Origin of the sequence: Flavobacterium crocinum, assembly GCF_003122385.1 — a bacterium.
Lineage (GTDB): Bacteria > Bacteroidota > Bacteroidia > Flavobacteriales > Flavobacteriaceae > Flavobacterium > Flavobacterium crocinum.
This window is the reverse complement of record NZ_CP029255.1, coordinates 4,309,542-4,333,928: the sequence shown is the minus strand read 5'-3', so window position 1 is coordinate 4,333,928 and position 24,387 is coordinate 4,309,542. Positions and strand designations below refer to the sequence as shown.

The 24,387-nt window shown below is 35.7% G+C and carries 12 protein-coding genes; 6 read left to right on the top strand and 6 right to left on the bottom strand.

The genetic code is table 11. From position 1 onward, the window contains the following. Window positions 1-80: 80 nt before the first annotated feature. Both HYN56_RS19165 and HYN56_RS19160 read left to right on the top strand, forming a co-directional pair. The gene (locus tag HYN56_RS19165; RefSeq protein WP_109193650.1) at window positions 81-3,446 is read left to right on the top strand and encodes a SusC/RagA family TonB-linked outer membrane protein; all 3,366 of its coding nucleotides are present in this window, start codon (window positions 81-83) and stop codon (window positions 3,444-3,446) included. 12 nt (window positions 3,447-3,458) lie between these two features. Continuing rightward, window positions 3,459-5,462 carry a RagB/SusD family nutrient uptake outer membrane protein gene (locus HYN56_RS19160; RefSeq protein WP_109193649.1) on the top strand — a complete coding sequence of 668 codons (2,004 nt, stop codon included), beginning with the start codon at window positions 3,459-3,461 and terminating at the stop codon, window positions 5,460-5,462. A 115-nt stretch (window positions 5,463-5,577) separates the two neighbouring features. Here HYN56_RS19160 and HYN56_RS19155 read toward each other — a convergent pair whose 3' ends face one another. The 5 genes from HYN56_RS19155 to HYN56_RS19135 all read right to left on the bottom strand — a co-directional run bounded on the left by HYN56_RS19155 (window position 5,578) and on the right by HYN56_RS19135 (window position 9,349). Continuing rightward, window positions 5,578-6,579 (bottom strand): type I glyceraldehyde-3-phosphate dehydrogenase, encoded by a 1,002-nt coding sequence (locus HYN56_RS19155; RefSeq protein WP_109193648.1) that lies wholly within the window; start codon window positions 6,577-6,579, stop codon window positions 5,578-5,580. Window positions 6,580-6,720: 141 nt separating this feature from the next. After that, window positions 6,721-7,659: a ring-cleaving dioxygenase gene (locus HYN56_RS19150; RefSeq protein WP_109193647.1), complete on the bottom strand. Its 939-nt coding sequence runs from the start codon at window positions 7,657-7,659 to the stop codon at window positions 6,721-6,723. Window positions 7,660-7,995: 336 nt separating this feature from the next. After that, window positions 7,996-8,346, bottom strand: a complete 351-nt coding sequence (locus tag HYN56_RS19145) for a cupin domain-containing protein (protein ID WP_109193646.1) — start codon at window positions 8,344-8,346, stop codon at window positions 7,996-7,998. Then, window positions 8,346-8,966, bottom strand: coding sequence for an alpha/beta hydrolase (locus tag HYN56_RS19140; protein WP_109193645.1), 621 nt, complete (start codon window positions 8,964-8,966; stop codon window positions 8,346-8,348). The genes HYN56_RS19145 and HYN56_RS19140 overlap by 1 nt, the downstream gene beginning before the upstream one ends. Window positions 8,967-9,058: 92 nt before the next feature. Next, window positions 9,059-9,349, bottom strand: coding sequence for a GNAT family N-acetyltransferase (locus HYN56_RS19135; protein WP_109193644.1), 291 nt, complete (start codon window positions 9,347-9,349; stop codon window positions 9,059-9,061). A 279-nt stretch (window positions 9,350-9,628) separates the two neighbouring features. Here HYN56_RS19135 and HYN56_RS19130 point away from each other — a divergent pair, with 279 nt between their 5' ends. Beyond that, entirely contained in the window at window positions 9,629-11,401 is a 1,773-nt protein-coding gene (locus tag HYN56_RS19130; protein WP_109193643.1) for a mechanosensitive ion channel family protein, read from the top strand. 86 nt (window positions 11,402-11,487) lie between these two features. On the opposite strand, the gene HYN56_RS19125 is transcribed toward HYN56_RS19130, so the two are convergent. After that, window positions 11,488-14,103, bottom strand: coding sequence for a glycoside hydrolase family 3 C-terminal domain-containing protein (locus tag HYN56_RS19125; protein ID WP_109193642.1), 2,616 nt, complete (start codon window positions 14,101-14,103; stop codon window positions 11,488-11,490). Between the two features lie 296 nt (window positions 14,104-14,399). Here HYN56_RS19125 and HYN56_RS19120 point away from each other — a divergent pair, with 296 nt between their 5' ends. From HYN56_RS19120 to HYN56_RS19110, 3 genes are all read left to right on the top strand, one after another. Beyond that, complete coding sequence (locus HYN56_RS19120; protein ID WP_109193641.1) at window positions 14,400-18,734, top strand: hybrid sensor histidine kinase/response regulator transcription factor; 4,335 nt, start codon at window positions 14,400-14,402, stop codon at window positions 18,732-18,734. Between the two features lie 1,510 nt (window positions 18,735-20,244). Then, window positions 20,245-20,994, top strand: coding sequence for a hypothetical protein (locus tag HYN56_RS19115; RefSeq protein WP_146194611.1), 750 nt, complete (start codon window positions 20,245-20,247; stop codon window positions 20,992-20,994). Between the two features lie 162 nt (window positions 20,995-21,156). Next, window positions 21,157-24,378 carry a SusC/RagA family TonB-linked outer membrane protein gene (locus tag HYN56_RS19110; protein ID WP_240622589.1) on the top strand — a complete coding sequence of 1,074 codons (3,222 nt, stop codon included), beginning with the start codon at window positions 21,157-21,159 and terminating at the stop codon, window positions 24,376-24,378. Window positions 24,379-24,387 lie beyond the last annotated feature (9 nt).

Here is a 24,387-nt window from a genome sequence, read left to right as displayed (position 1 = left end):
AATTACGGTTTGGTTTAAAGCATTCAGCCGATAAGTAATTTTCAAAACTAACTATTTAATTAACCAAATTACCAAGCAAAATGACAAATTTTATTAGGATTAAAAGTCCTGATGGTGCATCTGGATTTAATTTGAAAGCAAAAATGATGATCTTTTTTGTTATGTTTTCTTTATTTCAAGTTCAGGGATATGCCATTAGTTTTAAGGGTACAACAAAAGCGCAAAATGCTTTCCAGCAAAAAAGCATTAGCGGACAGGTCAATGATGAAAATGGTATGCCACTCCCAGGCGTAACTATTTTGGAAAAAGGCAGTAAAAATGCTGCTTTAACAGATTTTGACGGAAAATTTACTTTAAAAGTAGAAAATGAAAATGCAGTATTGGTATTCTCCTTTTTAGGTTATACCAATACTGAGGTTTCCATAAAAGGAAAAGCTACTGTAAACGTAAAGATGCAAAGAACTACAGCTTCGTTAGAGGAAGTCGTTGTTGTAGGTTATGGTAAGATGAAGAAAAAGGATTTAACCGGAGCAGTTGTTCAGGTTACTCCTGACAAATTAGCAAACCAAAACCCGCAGACTGTTCAGGATATATTAAGAGGTACTCCCGGAGTAAGAGTTGGGTATGATCCTTCTGCAAAAGGAGGAGGTAGTATTCAGGTTCGAGGACAGACTTCTGTATATACCGGAGGAAGCCATAACTCACCACTTATTATTTTAGATGGAATGCAGTTTTATGGAGAACTTTCAGAAATCAATCCTGATGATATTGCTCAACTTGATATTTTAAAAGATGCTTCGGCAGCATCTGTGTACGGATCGAGAGCGGCAGCAGGGGTTATTCTTATTTCGACCAAAAAAGGAAAAACAGGTAAACCTATCGTTAGTTTTACTACCAATACAACAATTAGCAACAAGAGTGCTTATCGTGGAGTGTATTCTCCGGAAGGGTACTTAAAATATCGTGAAGATTGGGAAACTGCCCAAACTTATGGCGTCAACACAGCAACCCAGCAATACGAAGCATTTATAGCAGGAACAGTGGCTAATGGCAAACCCGGATATTTTTCAAATCCAAACGATTTGTCCAAGTGGGGAATTACTGAAGCACAGTGGCTGGCTTATCAGCCTGTTTCTCAAACAACAGGAAAAAGTTCTAAAGAAGTGTGGGGAGCACGTTTAGGACTGAATTTTGATCCTTCACTGATGGCAAATTTCCTGGCAGATAAAACACACGATTGGAGTAATAGCTCTTTTAGAACAGGAATTAATCATGATAATAATTTGAGTATTTCTGGAGCAGGCGACAGAGTAAACTATTATGTGTCTTTTGGTTATTTAACTTCAGAAGGAGCTATCGTTGGGAATGATTATAAGTCAGCCCGCTCCAACATGAAAGTTGATGCTAAAGTTACAGATTGGCTGGACTTGGGAGTAAACGTCAATTTTCAGGATCGATCAGATGGAGATGTTACTCCTTCTTTAGGTACAAATGCTGGGGATAATAATATGATGAGAACGAGCCCGTTCGGAACCTTTAGAGATGCAAATGGTAACTACGAGAGACAGCCAATGGGGAAAAATGTTTCAGGTCAGAATTATAACTATTACTACGAGCGACAATTTATAGATAAGGAGACAGGATATACTACATTGAATACTATTTTAAATGCAAAGGTAACTTTACCTCTGGGGATTACGTATTCATTTAATATTGCACCTCGTTATCAGTTTTTTCACGATCGTTATTTCAGATCAACACAGAATCCAAACTGGCCTGCCGCTACCACTGGGGTAAACAGAAATAATGCTACAAGATTTGATTATAACCTGAATAATACCTTAACATGGGATTATACGATTGCTGAAAAACATCACATCGTTGCCACTTTTGTTCAGGAAGCAGAAGAACGTCGTTATTGGTCAGATGGAATGGATGCTTATAATATTCAGCCCTCAGATGCTTTAGGATTTCACCTTGTTAATACAGCAACAATGGCAAATAGTGCGCTTAGATCATACGATTCACATGAAACGGCAGACGCATTAATGGCCAGACTTTTCTATTCGTTTGATAATCGTTATATGTTGACAGCAACTGTAAGACGTGATGGATATTCGGCATTTGGAGCTTCAAATCCTTATGCAGTTTTCCCTTCTTTTGGGGTTGCATGGAACTTTAAGAATGAAAAATGGTTTAATTGGGATGCGATGAGTACAGGTAAATTACGTGTGTCCTGGGGTAAAAATGGAAACAGATCACTTGCAGATCCGTACATTTCTTTGGCAAACTTAGTAAACACCGGAACAATGGGCTATTTGGATGCTTCAGGAAAAGCTCTTGAAATAAAGTATTTGGCACTTGATCGTATGGCAAACCCAAATCTGGAATGGGAAAAAACTACCTCAACAAACATTGGTCTTGACTTGGGATTTTTACAAGATCGTATTACTGCTACTTTAGATTTTTACAAGGCATCAACTCATGATATGATTATGAGCCAGTCTTTGCCTGGTTTTACTGGTTTTTCATCTATTGCAACCAACCTTGGAGAAGTTCAGAATCAGGGTGTTGAATTGAGTCTTAGTACTCTTAATATGAAAAAATCAAACTTTGAATGGCGTACTACATTTGGTATCTCTTACAACGAAAATAAGATTGTTTCATTATATGGTAATATGGTAGATGTTAAGGATGAAAATGGGAATGTTATTGGAAAAAAGGAAGGAAATGATTCCGCTAATGGTTGGTTTATAGGAAAACCAATTTCTCAAATCTGGGATTACAGAGTAACCGGGATTTGGCAAAAAGACGAATGGAAGGAGGCGCAGAAATATGGACAGCGCCCAGGAGATCCAAAAGTGGCTAACAGCTATACAGCAGATGATATAGATGCAGTAGATGCAGATGGTCAGCCTTATAAAAAAGCAGTTTACAATGAAAAAGATAAGCAGTTTTTAGGGAATTATAATTCTCCTGTACAATGGTCGATGCGTAATGATTTTAAGATATATAAAAATTGGGATTTGGGTATCAGTATGTACTCCAATATGGGAGGTAAATCGCTTAATTCGAATTACATGAACACTTTTAACGATGCCAGTTTATACAAATTCAATTTCAATCCATACGTAAATCCATATTGGACACTTGATAACCCAACCAATGAATGGGCACGTCTGGATGCGAAAGGACCTGCGGGAACTCCGGTTGCGCCGGGAAGATTATATGACAGAAGTTTTATTCGTCTGGACAACATTTCGTTAGCCTACACACTTCCTAGAGATCTTTTAGATCGAGTACACGTTAAAAATATAAAAATTTATGCTTCTGTTCAAAACGTTGCAACATGGTCTGCTTCTAAAGAATGGAAATATTTTGGAGATCCGGAAACAGGAGGATTGGCTACGAGACAGTTTAATTTAGGTTTTAATTTCCAACTTTAAAATTATTCAACAATGAAAAAATATATACAAAATAAAATTACAAGACTAGTGCCTTTTGCAATATTGGCCTTGATGTCGGGTTCTTGCTCAAAAGATTTCCTTGAATCAGATCCGCTTTCGTTTTATGAACCCGAAACTACGTTTTCTACAGAAGCAGGGTTGCAGGCAACTTTAGCATTGTGCGATAAACAACTTCGTAACAATTATATTCACTACGGTTATTCAGGTGTTAGTGTGCCAATTGGTACAGAGTATCTTTTCTCTGACATGGCGCAATATGGAAAAACAGATACAGGTAGTAATATTGCTGATTACGCCAATACGATTGTTCCTACCGGAGATTTTAGAAGAGACCCAAGTGGTGAGTCCCTTTATCTTGGATTTATGTGGACAGAAGCCTACACAGGTATTAAGAATGCTAATACTGTATTAACGTATATTGGTAATGTAACAAGTTTAACAGAGGAGGTTAAAAATAAATATATCGGACAAGCTTATTTTCACAGAGCATACCGTTACCTTAATTTGGTATATCAGTTTGGAGACATACCGTTGATTACTAAAATTTTGGAAGTACCAAAGCAAAGTTATTATTCTACTAAAAAGGAAGCCATCATTGAAATGATTACGGCAGATATGGAGAAAGCTGTACAATGGGTACCGGAACAGGCAAAAATAGGATATGTTGGTATGGTTAGTAAAGGTGCTTGTCGCCAGTTATTAATTAAGTGTTATTTAGCATCTGGAAGATTTGCAGATGCTGAAGCACAAGCTACTATTTTGATCAACCAGTCAGGGTATTCTTTAGTACAAAATACCTTAGGAATTTTTGATCCGGGAGGAAATCCAACAGCCTGGCCTATTACCAGAAATGTAATTTGGGATTTGCACAGACCGGAGAACAAAGTAATTGCTGCTAATACCGAAGCTATTTTGGTTGCACCAAATGGAGGAGCTCAGTCGTTTTTAGCATTTTCTTCCATGAGGATTTTTGGACCAAACTGGAATGATGCCAATTTAATTACGCCTGATGGTAAAACTGCGGCACCTCGTTTTCCATTAACAGATAAAACAAATTATAATGCAAAATATGACTATCAAAGAGCTATAGGTCGTGGTATTGGTACAATTAGTGGTTCTTATTATTCACAGCATCCTATGTGGGTTGTAAATGGTGTTGAAGACAAAGTAGATCTTAGACATAACAGTACTGTTGGGAACTGGGTAAACATGGAAGATCTTAAATATGCTTCAGGAGCAGGTGGAAGTGCGGCGTGGGCCGGTCAAAATTTCAGAATGAAGGATGCAACAGGAAAGCTATTGGCACAGGATTCTATTCGTGACTGGTTTGATTTTCCACATTATAAAATATTTTATCATGACGTTGTAGCGGAGGCAAATCCGGCGGCAAATGATTTTCAGGGAGCTACGGCAGGAGCAAGTGCGCATATGTATATCTATCGCTTAGCTGAAACTTATTTATTGCGCGCCGAAGCACGTTTCTATCAGGGAAATGCTTCAGGAGCGGCGCAGGATGTGAATGTGGTAAGAACAAGAGCAAAAGCTTCGCAAATGTACACTACAGTAACGATTGGCGATATTTGTGCAGAAAGAGGGAGAGAACTTTATATGGAAGAATGGAGAAATGTAGAGTTAAAACGTATTTCTCACTGTCTGGCTCTTAGCGGAAAACCGGATGAATGGGGGCATACTTACAGCATCTCAAATTGGGATAAACAATCAGGAACAGATGCAGCAGGTGGAAGTTATTGGTGGCAACGTATTGTACATTATACTTTATATAACAAATACCCTGCAGGTATTTCTTTAAAACCGGGTGTAAAGTTTTATTCTATGGATAAACGTAATAATTACTGGCCAATTCCATTTAGACTTGCTATAGAACCTAATATTAGAGGTCAGTTAAGCCAGAACTATGGTTATGATGGCTATAATGCAGGAGTAAAAGTCTGGGATAAATGGCAGGATGCTGTTGAAGATGAAAGTAAAATATAATCTTTGAAATAAGTTATAAATAAAAATCAATTAAAATCCATAACAAAGAGTATTGTAAAAGCTCTGTTGTTATGGATTTTTTATTTTAAAGAACAGAAATACTATAAATATTAGATTATATCTTATTCGAAATGTATTGCGCAACTTCAGCAAGTCTGTTGGCAAAGCCCCATTCGTTATCGTACCATGCTGCTACAGAAAGTAAGTTTCCTTGTTTCGTTGTAAGTGGTAAATCGATAATAGAAGAATGAGGATCGCCTACAATTCTGGCAGAACTCCATTGTTCTTCCAAAACATCCATAACACCTTTTAAAGAACCTTCTTTAGCGGCTTTTCTAAAAGCGTCATTTACTTCTTCTACAGAACAATCTTTGGTTGTAACCAAATTCAGTTCGGCAATACTTCCTGTTTTAGTTGGAACTCTATAGGCTTTTCCGGTAATTTTTAAATCACTCCATATAAACTGTAATGCTTTCGCAGCTCCGGATGATGATGGAATTATATTTTCTGCAGCAGCCCACGAGTCTCGCCTGTCTTTCATTGGCTGATCTGTCAGGGATTGAGTGTTAGTGTAAGAATGAACCGTTGAAAATAAACCATATTCAATTCCGAAATTCTCTTTAATTACTTTTACGACCGCAGCTAAACCATTAGTCGTACAACTTCCCATACTGATGATTTTGTGATTTTCGGCATTAAATTCGTCAAGATTAATCCCTTTTAAAAGTACTGCATCACAATCTGCTAGAGATTTACTTGGAGCACTTATCAGCACATATTTTGCTCCTTTGTCTATGTGTTTTTGCGCGTTTTCTCTATTTGTTGCACGTCCGGTACAATCTACAACCAAATCAACTCCTAAAGCTTTCCAATCCGGAATATCCAGTTTAGAATTCTTGTAGGGAATTTTTCGGTCTCCAATAATAAAATTTTCATCTGCCGTCTTTACTTCTTCGTGCCATCTTCCGTAGTTAGAATCGACACTAAAAAGCGCTCCGAGCAAATCTATATCTTGAATGTCAGCAACGACTTCAGGAACAAAAAGATTGTTTTTTAAAGCTATGCGGAGAAATTGTCTTCCGATTCGGCCAAATCCGTATAATGCTATTTTTGCCATGATATATTTGTTTTTATGGATTACTAATTGGTATGGGATTATATGCTAAAAAAAAGGAAACATAAAATAAGATTCTGATTATCAATTTATTAATAAAAATACTCTTTTTTATGTTTCCATTTGCTATTTAAATGTTTTGGATTAATTAATTTTTACCAAATGATCTTCAATTGCTTTTCTGTGTGCTTCGTATTGAGCAGGAAGTTTTAAGTTTTGACCTAATTCTTCTAAACTTTCATCTACAGTAAACCCAGGATTGTCGGTAGCAATTTCAAACAAAACGCCTCCCGGTTCTCTGAAATACAAAGAGTGGAAATATTGTCTGTCGATCTGAGGGGTAATAGACAATCCGTAAGCTTCAATTTTTTCACGGAAGTGCATTAAAATTTCATCGTTTTTAACGCGGAAAGCCACATGATGCACAGTACCGTTCGCGTTTAAACCTCTTTTTTCATCAGCTAATTCTACCAGATCAACAATTGCAGCGTTTTCTACTGCAGTTGTAGCATAACGATAACGATTTACATCCTGATCGATTAGTTTGTAACCAAATATTTCAGTCAAAATAGCTGCCGTTGGTTTTATGTCATTCAGAGTCAAAGTAATGTTATGAAAACCTCTTGTTGCCACATCCGCTTTTACCTCATCTGTTTCCCAAGGTTTTCTATTGTCTTCGGTTTTAGATTCGATTAATTCTAATTTCAAACCATCAGGATCTAAGAAAGTAAGATATTTTTCGCCGAATTTCTCAGCTGGTTTATTGTAAATCACATTGTATTGTTCAAAACGTTTTTGCCAGAAATCCAGACTTCCTTTAGGAACAGAATAACCAATTTCTGTAGCCATTCCGGAACCTTTTCTGCCTTGTTGAATTCCTGCTCCCCAAGGAAAAAAGGTTAAGATTGTTCCGGCACTTCCAACTTCATCACCAAAGTAAAAGTGGTAAGTTCCCGGATCATCAAAGTTTACTGTTTTTTTGATAAAACGTAATCCTAATATTTTAGAATAAAAATCGAAGTTTCTTTTAGCGTCACCTGCAATTGCAGTGATATGGTGTAAACCTAAAATTGTATTTTCCATGGTATTTATAATGTTAAATTGTTATTGATTTCTTATACAAATTTACACCCGTTATAGCTCTGGATTGATTAACCTAGATTAAGAAATACGAAACTCTTTTTTATCTTTATGAAGATAATATCCAAATACTGTTCCTTTTGTGTTAAATATTTGGTTTTTAATGTTTTGACTGAGTTGTTCTCGTGAAGATTTACGATATATCGTCATTTTAGGAATGTGGTTATTTGTATTTAGAAAATAGAATAAAGAAAATAGATATAGATATTTTGTATTTGGATTCTTTGTTGTTTTAGAAGGGGTGTAATAATAGAAAAGCCGACAATTTGCCGGCTGTTTTTATAATTTTATAAATATTGATTTTCGAAGTTTGGGTTCGATATTTTTTGTTTTATGTCCTTTTCCTGTAGTATCTTCAACTAAGAGAATAGATCCGGTTTCAAATTTTCTTTTTTCTCCTAATGAAGTTTCGATTTCTACACCGCCTTCTAAAAGAATAATATATTGACGATCCGGAGCATTATGAAAATCGTAATCGTAAGAAGAAATTACTTCTCTGAAAACTATAGATTTTACAGGTTCATCCTCAGATAGAAATCCTATATCTCCATTGTTTTTCAACGGAACTTCAAAGTCTTCAAAATGACTTTCACCATCAGCATTGCTGTAAATGCGGGTTATCGTGATCATTATTTTTTATTGAAAATTAATGCATTTGCACAATCTACTTCGTCTTTACTAATGGTATGTCCCATATTTGGATAGATTTTTTTGGTAACATCTGCGCCCAGTTTTGTAAGGAGAGTTTCAGAATCATTTACTCTTTCAACCGGGACATGAAAATCCGGATCACTGGTTCCTATGAAGATTGGTGTGTTTTCAAAATTTCCTGAATAATGATTTTCATAAACTTTATCACCAATTAATCCACCGGTAAAAGCTACGATGCCTCCATATTTAGCAGCATTTCTCGCTGTAAATTCCAAAGCAAGACAAGCGCCTTGTGAAAATCCAAGAAAGTAGATGTTTTCTTTTTCGATTCCGTTTTGTTGTATTGCCACCACGACCTGATGAATAGCTTCTAATGATTTTGAAAAAGAAGGTTCGTTTTCGTTAAGAGGAGCAAGGAAAGAATAAGGATACCAGGTTCTGTTTTCTGCCTGAGGAGCTACCAATGCAAAGTCATCTACTTTAAGATGTTTGGCAACCGAAAGGATGTCATGAGCACTTGCACCACGGCCATGAATTAATATTAAAGCTTTTTTAGCTTCATTTAAAGGAATACCGTCTGTTAAGATTTCTGTATTCATAATTGCTGTTTTTTTAAGTTAAATAGAGTAAGGTTTTTCACAGATTTAAAATCTTTTTAATCCTTTTAATCTGTGGCTAAAAAATGGCTAAATTATTTCTTCCAGATATCCTGATATTCGTCCGGATGTCTTTTGAATTGTGCATGGACGTATGGACAAAACGGTAAAACCATTAAATTATTAGCACGAACATAAGATACCATTTCTTCCAGAAGTTTTTTTGCGTAACCTTTTCCCTCAGCTTCCGGTTCAACTCCGGTATGATAAACAGTTAATAAATCCGGTTTAAGGCTTACCGTCATTTCGCCTTGTTTTTTGCCATCAACATAAAGATTAAAAGCGCCGTGTTTTTTCTCGTCTAATTCTAGTTTTATCGTTTCCATATTATTTTAGGTTATAATTTGATGTTGTTAAATTTCTTTTACAAATTTAGATAGGACATACAAGTTTGTCGATTAATCTAGGTTAAGAAAAATTTGAAGAACTTAAATTTACGATTTATTATAGATTTAGCATTCAATTTATTTTTTAAAATGAAGTAAAAACATCAGATCTGAATGATGTAAAAGAGCATTATTTCTAAATTAAAAAAAATGTTTTAGATTCTTTTTCTCTTCTATATTTCTTATTTTTAGTTTATTAAATCAGAAAATCGAAGTGATATGAGTTTAAACACAAAACGTTTACTGTTTTTTTTTCTACTATGGTTGGCATTACTAATTAAACCCGAAGCATTAACGGCCCAATTATTAGGAACAAGTAAAAGTGCAACTGAAGAACCAGCAAAAGTTCCCGAAGATTCTTTAGGCAGAAGAACCCCGCAAGGAACCGTTAATGGCTTTATAAAAGCTATAGGTGATCAGAATTATCTTCGTGCAAGTCAGTATTTTGTATTAAGTAAACGTTCGTATCGTAAAACCGCTGAAAGAATTCGTATCGCTAAGACTTTTCAGCAATTATTGGATCAGGGAGGAAATCTATCGCCATCTTCTATTATCAGTAATAAAGAGACCGGACGTACCGATGATGATTTAGCAACGGGTGTTGATCATGTTGGAAGTATTACTACCAGTAAAACGGCAATCCAGCTTTATGTAGAAAACCAGTCAGATGACAGTCAGCCTGCTTTATGGCTTTTCTCTGCTGAAACGGTAGAATCGATTCTTTCTGCTGATGTTTCTAAGGCAAAAACTTTTTTAGATCGCATATTGCCTACGGTTTTGAAAGAAAGAAAATTAGGAAATGTTCCAATTGGACATTGGACCGTTGTAGTAGTTATGACTGTTTTATCTTATTTGCTTGCCAGGTTGCTAGTTTTCCTGATTGGATTATTAGTACAAAAATTATGGAAAAAAGCGGCCACAGAACAAGGAACAGCTATTATTGAAGCGCTTACATTGCCGGTTCATATGTATCTTACCGTACTTTTATTTGTGGCATTTACACAGCGTATGGGCATTTCGATAATCGTGCGGCAGCGTTTTGGAATCATCATAATAACAATTGGAATTCTTGCTTTTTTGATATTGCTGTGGAGAATGACCGATTTTGTAAGTATGTATGCCCGAAGCAGAATGAGTAGGAGTGGGCGTATTTCTGCCATTTCTGCTATTTTATTTCTAAGTCGAACAACTAAAGCAGCCATCGTAGTGATAGGGATAATTGCTTTATTAGGAATTATTGGAGTAGATGTTACTGCCGGACTTGCTGCACTGGGAATAGGAGGTATCGCATTGGCATTAGGAGCACAAAAAACAATTGAGAACTTTGTTGGTAGTGTGAGTCTTATTGCCGATCAGCCTTTGCGTGTTGGAGATTATTGCAGAGTTGATGATATAAAAGGAACAGTGGAATCGATCGGAATGCGCTCTACAACACTTAGAACTTCTGCACGAACTATTGTAACTATTCCAAATGGACAGCTTTCAGCGAGTAAAATAGAGAATTTTACGCATCGCGATCGCTTTATATTTAATCCGATATTCAATTTCAGAATGGAGACTTCTCCGGATCAGATGCGTTATCTCTTGGTCGAATTGAGATCTTTATTATATGCCCATCCTGCCATAAATAATTCAAATCCAATTGTTCGTTTTACAGGAATCACAGCTGATGCATTAAAAGTGGAAGTAACAGCTTACATTGAAGCTATAAATGTAGAAACGTCTCAGGAAGTGCAGGAAGATATTTTATTACGAATGATGGATATAATAGAGCAGAGTGGAACCTCTTTGGCCTATCCATCGCAAACACTTTATATGACTCGTCATATACCACCTTCCACAGAAAAATCAGATGCAATTTCTGAAACCATAAAAAAATGGAAAGAAAATAATGAATTGCAATTACCTAAATTCGACCCTAAACGTGTCGAAGAATTAAAAGATACGCTTAAATATCCCAACGATGGAAGTTACAGACCAAACGAAGAATAAAAAATAAGCTGTTTCAATTTTTGAAACAGCTTATTTTTTTTAATGTTCCTTCGGAACATCTCATCGGTAGAAAAATGATGTTATATTTATTTATCCAGCGTAAGTGGTTTTCCAGTAATATTTACACGTCCAGTTTGAACATCAGCAGAACCATCAGGTTGTTTTCCTCCAACTGAAATAGTAAACCATCCCGGTTCTACAACTCTTTGTTTTTTCTTATTGATTAATGATAATTGTCTTGGAGTCAGTATAAAATCTACTGTTTTGGTTTCGCCTTTCTTTAGATTAATACGTTCAAAACCTTCCAATTGAATGATTGGACGAGGAGTTGAAGCTTTTTCATCTTTAATATATAATTCCACTACTTCTTCGCCGTCACAATCACCAATATTGGTTACATCAACAGATACTTTTAAATCTTTATTTGTTGTTGGAGTTGATGGAAGCTGTAAATTACTGTATTTAAATTTGGTATAGCTCAAGCCAAAGCCAAACGGATATAAAGGCTTTTTCTCAAAATAGCGATAAGTACGACCTTTCATATCGTAGTTTTCAAAAGCAGGAAGCTGATCTACCGATTTATAATACGTAACAGGTAATCGCCCGGCTGGATTATAATCGCCAAAAAGAACATCTGCAATGGCATTTCCTCCTTGCTGACCAGGATATCCGGCAGTTAATATAGCAGGAACATTATCATTTGCCCAATTGATGGAAAGTGCACTTCCGTTAATTAAAACTAAAACAACAGGTTTTCCTGTAGCAACTAAAGCCTTCATTAATTCTTCCTGATTGGCTGGTAAATTAAGGCTTGTACGATCGCCGCCATCAAAACCATCGGCTTCGACTTTCATTTCTTCGCCTTCCAGACGTTCGTTTAATCCTAAAACTAAAACTACTACATCTGCTTTATTGGCGGTTTCAACAGCTTCTTTCAAAACATTTTCTTGTGGTTCTGCCCATAAAAGCTGTGCTATGGCATCACCATAAAAGTTTTGATATTTTACTTCTATTTTATATTTTCTTCCTGCTTCTAGTTCAATTTTCTGCGGACGGATTCTAGGATGATGATTATTTTTTCCTCCAGTTAATTTCCCGGTTTCAATTTCAACAGTCATAAAAGGTTTTGCCCAGTCTGATATTTCATAAACTCCAGATTTTGGCACCCTAAGATAGCCCGACCATTTTACACTGTAATTCCCCATTTTCATTCTAGGATCTGGTGTATTAATATCCCAATGAAAATCTATATTATCATCATTTCGGGTAAAAAGCGGATTTCCTTGCCATTTGCTGTTATCAAAATACTCTCCTGTTAAACCTTGTTTTCCGTTTTCATTTTGAAAATAGACAGATGGAATAACATTCATTTCCGGAACACCTTTGGCAAGATCGGTTCCTTTTGCGTACAATACTTTTGCATTCGGTTCTATTTTATTCTGAATGCCTCTTAATACTGTAACAGGATTACTTGGCACGCCGCTGTAATTACCCCATAGAGATTGTACATCATCTGCATTAGGACCGATTACTGCAATTGTTTTTAAGTTTTTAGAAAGCGGTAAAGCATTGTTTTGATTTTTTAGAAGAACGATACTTTTTTGAGAAGCTATTCGTGCCAGCCAGTCATTTGCGGCATTATTGTTAACTGAAAACGGAATCTGCGCATAAGGCACAATTTCGTCCGGATCGAACATTCCTAATTTAAAACGAGCCGTAAAAAGGCGTTTTATGGTTAAATCGATATCGGCTTCCGAAAGTAGTTTACGATCCAATGCTTCTTTTAAAGATTGATAACTGCTGCCACATTCCAAATCTAAACCTTCTTTTACAGCAAGCGCCGAAGCCGAAGCGGCATCTTTTGTAATTTTATGATATTTCCAAATATCTGTAACAGCACCACAGTCTGAAACAATATAACCTTGAAAACCCCAGTCATTTCGAAGAATATTAAATAAAAACGGACTGGCACTGCAAGATTCTCCTCTAAAACGATTATAAGCTCCCATGACAGAATAAACACTTCCGTCTTTTACAAGAGTGCGGAATGCTGGTAAATAGGTTTCATATAAATCAATATCGCTGACATTCGCATTGAACTCATGACGAGAAGGTTCTGGCCCGGAATGTACAGCATAATGTTTGGCAGTCGCCACTACTTTTAAATATTTTGGATCAGTTCCCTGAAGACCTTTTACATAATTAAGTCCCAATTGACCAGTTAAATAGGGATCTTCGCCGTAAGTTTCATGTCCGCGTCCCCAGCGTGGATCACGAAAAATGTTGACATTTGGCGACCAAAACGTCAATCCCTGATAGATACCGTGTTGCCCTCGTCGAAGATATTCATGATGTTTGGCACGAGCTTCATCAGAGATTGCGTTGGCAACATCCAAAACTAATTGTTTGTCCCAAGAAGAGGCAATCGAAATAGATTGCGGAAAAACAGTTGCAAATCCTGCTCTTGCAACACCATGTAAGGATTCGTTCCACCAATTGTATTCCGGTATGCCGAGACGTTCAATTGCCGGTGCAGAATCCATCAGCTGACTGATTTTTTCCTCTACAGTCATTCGGGAAACTAAATCATTTACACGCTGTTCAATAGGTAAGTTAGGATTTTTAAATGCAGGGTTTTCCTGCGCGAAAGAGGTTAATGTCGCAAAATGTAACACTAAAGCTAATTTGTATACTTTTTTCATCAAATTATTTGGGTGTTTTTTGGTTTGATAGTTATTCTTTTTTACTGTGGTTTTTTCGTAAGTGTTTACAACATTTGAAAATACAAAATTAAATCTTAGTATTTTCCAGCTGAGTATTAATTGCTATTTAAAGGGTGTGGTAAAGCTTGGAGTCTATTTTTATTAATTTGTTGAAAAGAGAAAAGGGAGATAAATTGCTAATTAAAGGAGGACATTCTGCTATTTAAGTCCTCAGTTCTAGGTTAGGTAAAGAATTTTGATATTTTTGTTATTCCTGCCAAAATGAAAAACTTACCATGTTGAAACACACTTTACTTGTCTTTTTATTTTCTTTTATCTGTATTAAAGGTATATCTCAGCCTCAGGGCGTTTTGACTCACTTTTCTAATGATGGCAAGTTAAGTCAATCAAGAGTTTTAGGTATTCAGCAGGATAAAAAAGGATTTATCTGGCTGGCTACTTTTAACGGTCTGATTCGTTATGACGGAAATACTTTTAGAAAATTCAAAGTCGGACAGGATGATACTCCATTAAACATACAATCGAATCGTGTTTCCAAATTTATTTTTGATAACAATGGAAGAATATGGATTCAGTCAGAGAAAAATGATGTTTATTATTTTGATACTAATGAACTAAAATTTCATAATCCGATAGAATCCAATACAGACGAGCTTGTTTTAGAGCAATTCAAAATAATGCGTTCGGGCAGAACTTGGCTTTTTCCAAAAGATAAAAATGAAATGATAGCTTTTGAAAGTAACGGACAAATTAGAAAAGTTAGTTTCAAAAACACGAGACATTTTGGAAAAATTGCGGATGTATTAGAAGATAAAGCCGGAGTAACCTGGTTTTTATCCAATGCTGGACTTTCAAGATTAAATAAAGGAGCTAAACAACCTGAATATTTCTTTACTAATGTTTCAGAGCAGACAGGAAAAGGAAATTCGTTCAATATTGCTGTTGAAACAAAAGATGATCTTTGGTTTGGAGGCGATCAGGGAAAATTTATTCGGTACAATAAAAAATCAACGACATTTTTTAATTTGGATTTAGGAATTCAAGATGATATTCTGCTTTTAAAAGAAATAGGCGACAGCAAAATATTAATTGTAAAAAAGAAGGAAGGTTTCTGTACTTACGATATTAAAACAGGAAAATTCAATAATTACAAAAGTACCACACTAGCAGGTCTTCCGAAGGAAAGTATTAATTTTTTAGGACTTACAGCTTTACGTCGATTTTGGTTTGACACCCCAAATTCCGGGATATTTATGTTTGATCTCATGACTGAAAAATTGAAGAAACTGGAAGTAGATCCAAGCGAACCTTCTGCGGCAGCGGGCCGACAAAAAAGTTTTCTGCTGACTTCTCCAAATGGAACCGTCTGGCTTCAGTCTGGTAAAGGTGCGTTTTCGTATTGGGATGAAAAACAAAACAGACTTTTTTCTGTTATCAGATGCATCAAAGAATCTAAAGAAACATTTTCAGATGTAATGCACACTGCGGCGTTTGATAAATTGGGAAATCTTTGGTTTTGTTCTCATAAACAAGGTTTAGATTTGATTGTATTTAATAACAGTAATTTTCTAAAATTAAATTTAAGCGCATCAGGAAATCATAAAAAGCACAATGTAAGAAGTTTAATGGAAGACCGAGAGAAAAATCTCTGGGTTGCCAGTCGAGATGAGAAAATTGAAATTTTTGATTCTCAAAAAAGAAGAATAGGAAATTTAGGATCTGATGGTACTTTGTCTCCAAACAGTTCGGGCTGGGGAGCAGATATTTATAGTATGATGCAGGATGCCAAAGGCCGGATATGGATTGGAACAAGAGGGAACGGTGTCTTCTGTCTGACCCCAAAACCGCTTTCTTTCAGTTTCATCGTCAAACAATATAAATATGATAAAGACGATAAATACAGTATTAGTTGTGATGATATTTACAAAATCTTTCAGGCATCAAGCGGGCAGATTTACCTTGCAACTTGGGGAGGTGGACTTAATTTGATTAAAGAATCTGCTGGCAAAGCGAATTTTATAAGTTACAGAAATGAACTCAAAAATTATCCAATTGGCAGAGCAGATAAAGTGCGTTCGGTTGTGGAAACTAAAGATCATAGAATTTTCTTTGTTTCATCTTACCGATTATTTTCTATAGCAGGAGAAAAGCTATCAGCTGATAAAATGCAGTTTAAAGATCATTTTCAGGCTTCGGGAAATGATATTTTGGATATTATCGTGACTTCAAATGGGAAATTGGCATTATCTACAAATGGGAAAGGGCTTATTTTAGTTGATATTGATAAACAGGACCAGGTTAAAGCAGAAACATTTTGGAGCGAAAATTTCGGATTTCCATTAGAAGGTGTCGTGGGTATGGAGGAAGATAAATTCGGAAAAATATGGCTCATGGGCGATAATCAGATTGTACGTTTTGATCCTAAAAACAACAGCAGTGAAACTTTTCCTGAATTAAAATCTATTATAGGAACCGAGATATTCTCAGAAGCAACCAAATGCAGATTATCCAATGGTGAAATCGCCGCAGGTTATTCAGATGGGGTAATTTATTTTAAACCAGATGCGATTAAACCTTCAAAATTTAAACCTTATTTAGCAATCTCTGGATTTTTGGTCAACAATAAAGAATTATTTGAGGTAAATCCTGAAACACCAAAGAATCCGGATCTTTTAACTGAAGTTACTTTAAAACACGATCAGAATTTTTTCAGAGTTCAGTTCTCAGCTTTAGATTATATCAAAAATGAAAATATTGTGTATCGATATAAACTGGAAGGAATCGATAAAGACTGGAATTATCTTAAAGGAGGTCAGTCAATTAACTATACCAATTTAGGAAGAGGAACTTATACCTTAATAGTATCTTCTACAAACGGACACAATTTGTGGCTGGATAACGAAAGACAAATCAAAATTACGATTAAGCCTTCTATTTGGGGAACATACTTCGCTTATTTCTGTTATTTGGTATTGGCTGTAGGTTTGTTTTTATTAGTAAGACGCGCGATTTCAACAATCTTAAAATTGCGAAATGATGTACGGGTAGAAAAAGAAGTTAGCGCCTTAAAGCTAAATTTCTTTACTGATATTTCACATGAAATCCGTACACCACTTACTATGATTACCGCTCCTTTAGAAGTGATGCTTTCGGATAATAAGTTAGATGAATCGGCAAAATCACAGCTTCGGATTATTGAAAAATACAGTAATAAATTATTGAATTTGGTTAATCAGATTCTGGATTTTAGAAGAATGCAGGACAGAAAACTGGAAGTTCGCGAAATTGATTTGGGAGAATTTGTAAAGGAAGTCTGCGAAGGTTTTACAGAAGTGAGCCAGCGTCGAAATATACAGCTGAACGTCAGCATCGCCGATAGAAAACCACATATTTGGGCAGATCCTGATAGTCTGGATAAAATTTTGGTCAATCTGCTTTCGAATGCTTTTAAATATTGTAAAAAAGGAAATGTTATCGAAGTTAAAGTAGAAGAAACGGAGAAAAATGTTTGTTTAAAAGTGATTGATAATGGCCCTGGAATTAGTGCTGTGGTTCAGAAGAAACTATTTGTGCGTTTTTCCAATTACAATGAAAATCCTTTTAATCCAAGTACTGGAATAGGGCTTTCGATTGTAAAAGATTCGGTTGAAAAACACGGAGCGGAAATTTCAGTTGAAACAAAATTAGGAAAGGGAAGCAGTTTTGAAATTAATTTTCAAAAAGGATACAATCATTTTTCTGATGATGTAGAAATTCATTTTGAAGATACAGAGGAACATTTTACAGAAGATATTCAACCGAATGAAATAGTAACTGAAGAATTGGTTACAGAAGAAATAAGAGAAAAACCAGTTGGCTTAATAATAGAAGATGATCCTGAATTAAGAAACTTTATTCTTTCTATTTTAAAAGAGGATTATACCATTTATATCGCTGAAAATGGAAAAGAAGGTCATGTGAAAGCTGAAGAATTATCGCCGGATTTCATAATCAGTGATATTATGATGCCTGAAATGGACGGAATCGAAATGCTTAAAATTATTCGAAACAACTTTGCAATCAGTCATGTTCCTGTGATTTTATTGAGTGCAAAAACGGCTATCGAAAGTAAATTAGCCGGAATGGAATATGGTGCAGATGATTATATTACAAAGCCTTTTAATGTGAGTTTCTTAAAAGCAAGAGTAAAGAATGTTTTGGAACAGCGCATTCGTTTACAGCAGTTGTATTCAACAGGAAGTATTGCGCAAATTGCAAAAGAAGAGCCTTTACATATTTCAGAGAAAGACAATAAGTTTATGCTGAAAGTAATCGAATTGGTAAAAGAAAACATTTCTAAAACCGATTTCTCTGTAGATGAATTAGGAAAATTGATGTGTATGTCACGAGCCAGTTTCTTTAATAAACTGAAAGATGTTACAGGAGTTTCTCCGGTTGTTTTTATAAGAGACATGAAATTAAATGAGGCGGCGAATCTTCTGAAAAATGAAGATTTATTAATTAAAGAAATCTGTTTTGAAGTCGGTTTCAGTGATTTGAAATATTTCGGAAAATGTTTTAAATCAAAATACAATTATACTCCTGCAGAATATCGACGACAGTTTCGTTAGTGAGATAAGATATTTTTTAATAGATATTTAAGTAAAGCTTCGGAGAAGCGAAATATTTATAGAAATCGTATTCATTATCCGCATCAGAGCTCCAGCAGAGCGGCATATTGTTTACATTGTGGTTAATATGTCGCTCTGCTGGAGCTTTTTTTTGCTCTGCATAATTGAATTTCTATAAATATTATGCCCCTTCAGGGCACTATTAGATTGAAAAACATTATATCAAAAATGCGTTTTTTTTAATGACCTTTTTTGCTTTTAAAAGTAAAGCTTCTGAGAAGCGAAATATTTATAGAAATCGTATTCATTATCTGCATCAGAACTCCAGCGGAGTGACATAATTATTTACAATGTGAGTAATATATCGCTCCGCTGGAGCTTTTTTTTGCTCTGCATAATTTAATTTCTATAAATATTATGCCCCTCCGGGGCACTATTAGATTGAAAAACATTATATCAAAAATGCGTTTTTTTTTTAATGACCTTTTTTGCTTTTAAAAGTAAAGCTTCTGAGAAGCGAAATATTTATAGAAATCGTATTCATTATCTGCATCAGAACTCCAGCGGAGCGACATAATTATTTACAATGTGAGTAATATATCGCTCCGCTGGAGCTTTTTTTTGCTCTGCATAATTTAATTTCTATAAATATTATGCCCCTCCGGGGCACTATTAGATTGAAAAACATTATATCAAAAACACGGTTTTTTTTTAATGACCTTTTTTTGCTTTTAAAAATAAAGCTTCGGAGAAGCGAAATATTTATAGAAATCGTATTCATTATCTGCATCAGAACTCCAGCGGAGCGACATAAATATTTACAATGTGAGTAATATATCGCTCCGCTGGAGCTTTTTTTTGCTCTGTATAATTTAATTTCTATAAATATTATGCCCCTCCGGGGCACTATTAGATTGAAAAACATTATATCAAAAACACGGTTTTTTTTTAATGACCTTTTTTTGCTTTTAAAAATAAAGCTTCGGAGAAGCGAAATATTTATAGAAATAGTATTCGTTATCTGTTTAAGAGCTCCAGCGGAGCGACATAATTATTTACATTGTGGGTAATATGTCGCTCCGCTGGAGCTTTTTTTTGCTCTGTATAATTGAATTTCTATAAATATTATGCCCCTCCAGGGCACTATTAGATTGCTATTTTTTTGTTTGTTCAATATTTGAGAATTGTATTGTGATATGTGTTTTTATTTGTGAATATTTTTTTGCATAAAATAAAAAACAGCATTGATAATTAATAAAAACTTATGCTTTTAGGGTGAAATAGCAATTTAACCCTTTTCGAAAAGCAAAATTTACCCCTCAATACAATACGCTATATCTAGTTTTGCTTCATAATCGGAAATGATTTTACTAACTAACCTTAAAACCAAAATTATGAACCAAACCAAAATCTTAACTCAACTCTCAAAACCAAATTCTACAAACTGTAGCTGTAGAAAGTTCGAAAAGCAAAATAGTAGTCATCTTTAAATTTTGCTGTTATGAAAATCATGAAACAATTAATATTTGGAGCAGGAGTATTGCTTTCAATATTAAGTTCTTGTTCAAGTGACGATTTTAAATACGAAAGCTCTACAGTAAAACTATTAGATTTTCAATTAAATGATGTGCCCTGGAACCTGAATGTCGGAATTTCTACAAGACCGCTTTTTGTGTACAAAGACAACGGAGAATATTTTGCCAACTACAGTTCGCTTTATCCTTTTTCACTAAATGACGGAAAATACAAATTTGTAGCCTCAGATTATCCGGAACAGATGATTCCGTCTCCAACAAATCTGAATGACCTTATTGTGCAACAGCCGGCATTGGCCAATCAGCATGTGAATCTTTCGGACGCGATGCCTTATGCTTCGCCATTTGATCAACCGCTTACGCTGAACATTAAAACTCGAACGGGAATACTTCGTTTAAAATCTTTGGATTTAAATGCGGATAAAAGTTACACGACTATTAAAACTACTATTTCTATAAAACGAAGCGGTTACAAAGTTTTGGACGGAACTTATATCAACGAAGACATGTTCGTAACCAGAAGCAAAGCCACAACCAGTGGTGGTGTAAATTATGCAGAAGATTTTATTCTGTTTCAAACTGGTGATCCTGCAAACAATGTCCGAATTAAAATCGAATGTTTAGATCAAAATCAGCAGGTTGTCAAAACAAAAGAGATCGAAGGAACTTTTGCCATTGAAGCCAGTAAAGTCACAAATGCTGATTTCTATTTGAACGCACTTTAAAATGCTGTTTTCTAAAATACTTGCAAAACATACTAAGCCTCTTTGATGGATTTCATAAAGGCAGGAACACGCAGTACGATGTATTGTCATCGTAATGTCTTGCAGTTCCTTGTAAAAATCCACTTTTAAGGCTTTAAAAATAATTAAAGAAATATTCTAGTTATGAAGATGAAAAAATATATCTGGAGCATTTTAGTCGTACTGTTTTTGACAGTTAGTGCTTATGCTCAGAAGCGTGTTACTGTAAGCGGTACAGTAAGGGATAACATGGGGCTTATTCCCGGCGCAACCATTATTGTAAAGAATGAAAATACTAATACCGTTACCGATTTTGACGGGAAATTCAGTATCCCGGTAAATGACCCGGCAACAGCAGTTTTGATTGTCAAATTTATTGGGTTAACCGATGAGACTGTAGCGGTAAAAGGACGTACTTCCGGAATTACAGTTCAGATGAAAGAATCGAACAGTGAATTGAATGAAGTTGTCGTTATTGGTTACGGTACACAAAAACGTAAAAACTTAACAGGTGCCGTTGCCAGTATAAAAGGAACGGAACTGGCAAAAGTGCCAACTGCTAACGTGGCCGAAGCTTTGACAGGAAGACTTCCCGGAGTTCAGGTTACTACTGTTGATGGTTCGCCGGGTGCAGAGGTAAAGATTAGAATTCGTGGTGGAGGATCTATTACAGAAGACAATTCGCCTTTGATTTTAGTCGATGGATTTGAAGTTGCGAATCTAAATGATATTCCGCCAACTGATATTGAATCGGTAGAAGTTTTAAAAGACGCGGCGTCAACAGCGGTTTATGGTGCGCGAGGAGCAAACGGAGTTATTATTGTTACTACTAAAGTGCCAAAAGCAGGAAAAGTTCAGGTAAACATTCATAATTATACCCAGATTAAAACGCTTGCCAATCATTTGGATGTAATGGATCCGTATGAGTTTGTGATGTTGCAGTATGAGAATGCGCGTAAAGGAAGTTCTAATCCAACCGCATTTTATAATCAGTATGGAAAAGCTAACGAATTATATATTTATAAAGGAAACAAAGGTACAGACTGGCAGGACGAAATTTTCGGAAGCAACCCAATTGCCAGATATACTGATATCAATGTGAACGGCGGAAGCGAAAAAACAAAATTCAAATTCACGTTTGTAAATCAGGATCAGCCTGGAGCTTTAGTAGGAACAGGAATGCGTCAGAATTATGTTTACCTGATTATGAATACCAAGCTGACGGATAATCTTTTGTTCGAATATCAGACGCGTTTAACCAATCAGACTATTGATGGTTCTGGTACAGATGGCGTGAGTCTCCTTAGAGCTTTACGCGAAGCACCAACAGGAGGTTTGGAAGATTATATGACTTTACCGGATGACAACACTTATTTTGATCCGGAAGACTATCAAACAAAACCTCGTTTTAACCCGTTGGAAGAAGCAGAAAAGAATTACCGTAAACGTATTACGAGAATTTTTAATACACAAGGAGCCTTGACTTGGACAATCCAAAAAGGACTGACATTACGTTCTTCTTTTGGTTACGAATACAAATATGCAGAAGACGGACGTTTTTGGGGAACCGATACGCGTACGGCAACCGATAATAACAATCTACCAGTAGTATATTGGTCGATGACACAATCGCCACGCTGGCAGTTGAATAACGTATTAAACTACGGATTCAAAGTAAAAGAGCGTCACGATTTTCAGTTGATGATCGGACAAGAGATCAAAGATCAGGAATCTAAGGCTAAATTTTACCGTTCCCGTTATTTTCCTGACGATATTTCGGGCCCAAAAGCTTTGGATAACTTGGCATTAGGAACTCCTTTCGACAATGGTTCATTGGCTGAATCTCCAAACAGAATCGCTTCCTTTTTTGGAAGAGCCAATTACGGTTATGATGATCGTTACTTATTTACATTCACGGTTCGTACCGATGGTTCTACAAAGTTTGGTCCGGATAATAGATGGGGCGTTTTCCCTGCAGGAGCTTTTGCCTGGAGAATTTCAAACGAAAGTTTCTTAAAGGAAAGTCAGACTGTTTCTAATCTTAAACTTCGTTTGAGTTATGGAGCTTCAGGAAATGACAGAATTAAAGCCGATTTATATGCGAAATATTATGGTGTTTCCAGAGATCGTTCTATAGGCTGGGGAGAGCAAAATCAATATTATTATAATTTTTACAACAGTCAGTATCTGAACAATCCAAACGTAAAGTGGGAGACAACTTATACAGCTAACGCAGGTCTTGATTTTGGTTTCTTCAAAGAAAGATTAACAGGAACACTTGATTTCTATTACAATAAAGTAAAAGATTTATTGGTGCCTTCTGATATCGCTTCGGTTTCCGGTTTTACCAAAATGATGACGAATGTTGGACAGACTTCTAATAAAGGTGTTGAATTGGCGCTTAACGGAAGTGTAATTAGAAAAAAAGACTTTCAGGTTGATCTGACTTTCAACATTGGTTACAACAAAAATAAAATTGACAAACTGGCAAGCGGAGAACAGGAATGGATTTTAAGTTCGGGCTGGGCAGGAACGCAGTTATTAAATGACGATGATTACCGTGCATATGTCGGCGGAACAAAAGGTTTGATTTACGGTTTCGTAAATGACGGATTCTATACAATGGATGATTTCGAATCTTTTGATGCTGTAACCAGAGTTTGGAAACTAAAAGAAGGAGTTGCCAACTCAAAAAACCTTTCAGGAGAGCCGGTTCCGGGAAGTGCAAAGTTTAAAAAATTAACTCCAACTGATCCTTCAGACCCAAACAGCTATGTAATTGGAGATAAAGACAGAAAAGTGATCGGAGATACAAATCCTGATTTCTCTGGTGGATTTGGTGTGAATGCCGTTTGGAAAAACTTCGATTTAACAGCATTCTTCAATTTCATGTATGGTTTTGATGTGTACAATGCTAATAAGATTATGATGACTTCTTTCTTCCAAAACAACCAAAACAATTTTGGAATGGAAGTAGGATTGGATAAACGCTGGAGAAATTATGACGATATGGGGAATGATCTTCGTTATTCTCCTGAATTACTGGCAAAACAAAACGAAAATGCTACGATGTGGAATCCGGTAAGTATTGGTCGTCCAATTGCAATGTCTTATGCAGTTGAAGATGGTTCTTTCTTAAGATTAAATACGCTGAGTATTGGTTACACAATTCCAAAACAACAAAGTAAAGCAATAGGATTAAGCCGAGTAAGATTGTATGCTACAGGAAGTAACTTATTTGTGTGGACAAACTATTCAGGATATGATCCGGATATCAATTTAGAAACAGGTCTTACACCAAACATTGATTATAACGCTTATCCAAGAACGCGTAACTACGCTTTTGGAGTACAGCTGTCATTTTAATTAAACGAA

Coding starts and splice junctions, on each gene's coding strand:
- HYN56_RS19160 (WP_109193649.1), top strand. CDS start 3,459: ATGAAAAAATATATACAAAATAAAATTACAAGACTAGTGCCTTTTGCA.
- HYN56_RS19155 (WP_109193648.1), bottom strand. CDS start 6,579: ATGGCAAAAATAGCATTATACGGATTTGGCCGAATCGGAAGACAATTT.
- HYN56_RS19140 (WP_109193645.1), bottom strand. CDS start 8,966: ATGAATACAGAAATCTTAACAGACGGTATTCCTTTAAATGAAGCTAAA.
- HYN56_RS19145 (WP_109193646.1), bottom strand. CDS start 8,346: ATGATCACGATAACCCGCATTTACAGCAATGCTGATGGTGAAAGTCAT.
- HYN56_RS19135 (WP_109193644.1), bottom strand. CDS start 9,349: ATGGAAACGATAAAACTAGAATTAGACGAGAAAAAACACGGCGCTTTT.
- HYN56_RS19130 (WP_109193643.1), top strand. CDS start 9,629: ATGAGTTTAAACACAAAACGTTTACTGTTTTTTTTTCTACTATGGTTG.
- HYN56_RS19110 (WP_240622589.1), top strand. CDS start 21,157: ATGAAGATGAAAAAATATATCTGGAGCATTTTAGTCGTACTGTTTTTG.
- HYN56_RS19150 (WP_109193647.1), bottom strand. CDS start 7,659: ATGGAAAATACAATTTTAGGTTTACACCATATCACTGCAATTGCAGGT.
- HYN56_RS19125 (WP_109193642.1), bottom strand. CDS start 14,103: ATGAAAAAAGTATACAAATTAGCTTTAGTGTTACATTTTGCGACATTA.
- HYN56_RS19120 (WP_109193641.1), top strand. CDS start 14,400: ATGTTGAAACACACTTTACTTGTCTTTTTATTTTCTTTTATCTGTATT.
- HYN56_RS19165 (WP_109193650.1), top strand. CDS start 81: ATGACAAATTTTATTAGGATTAAAAGTCCTGATGGTGCATCTGGATTT.
- HYN56_RS19115 (WP_146194611.1), top strand. CDS start 20,245: ATGAAACAATTAATATTTGGAGCAGGAGTATTGCTTTCAATATTAAGT.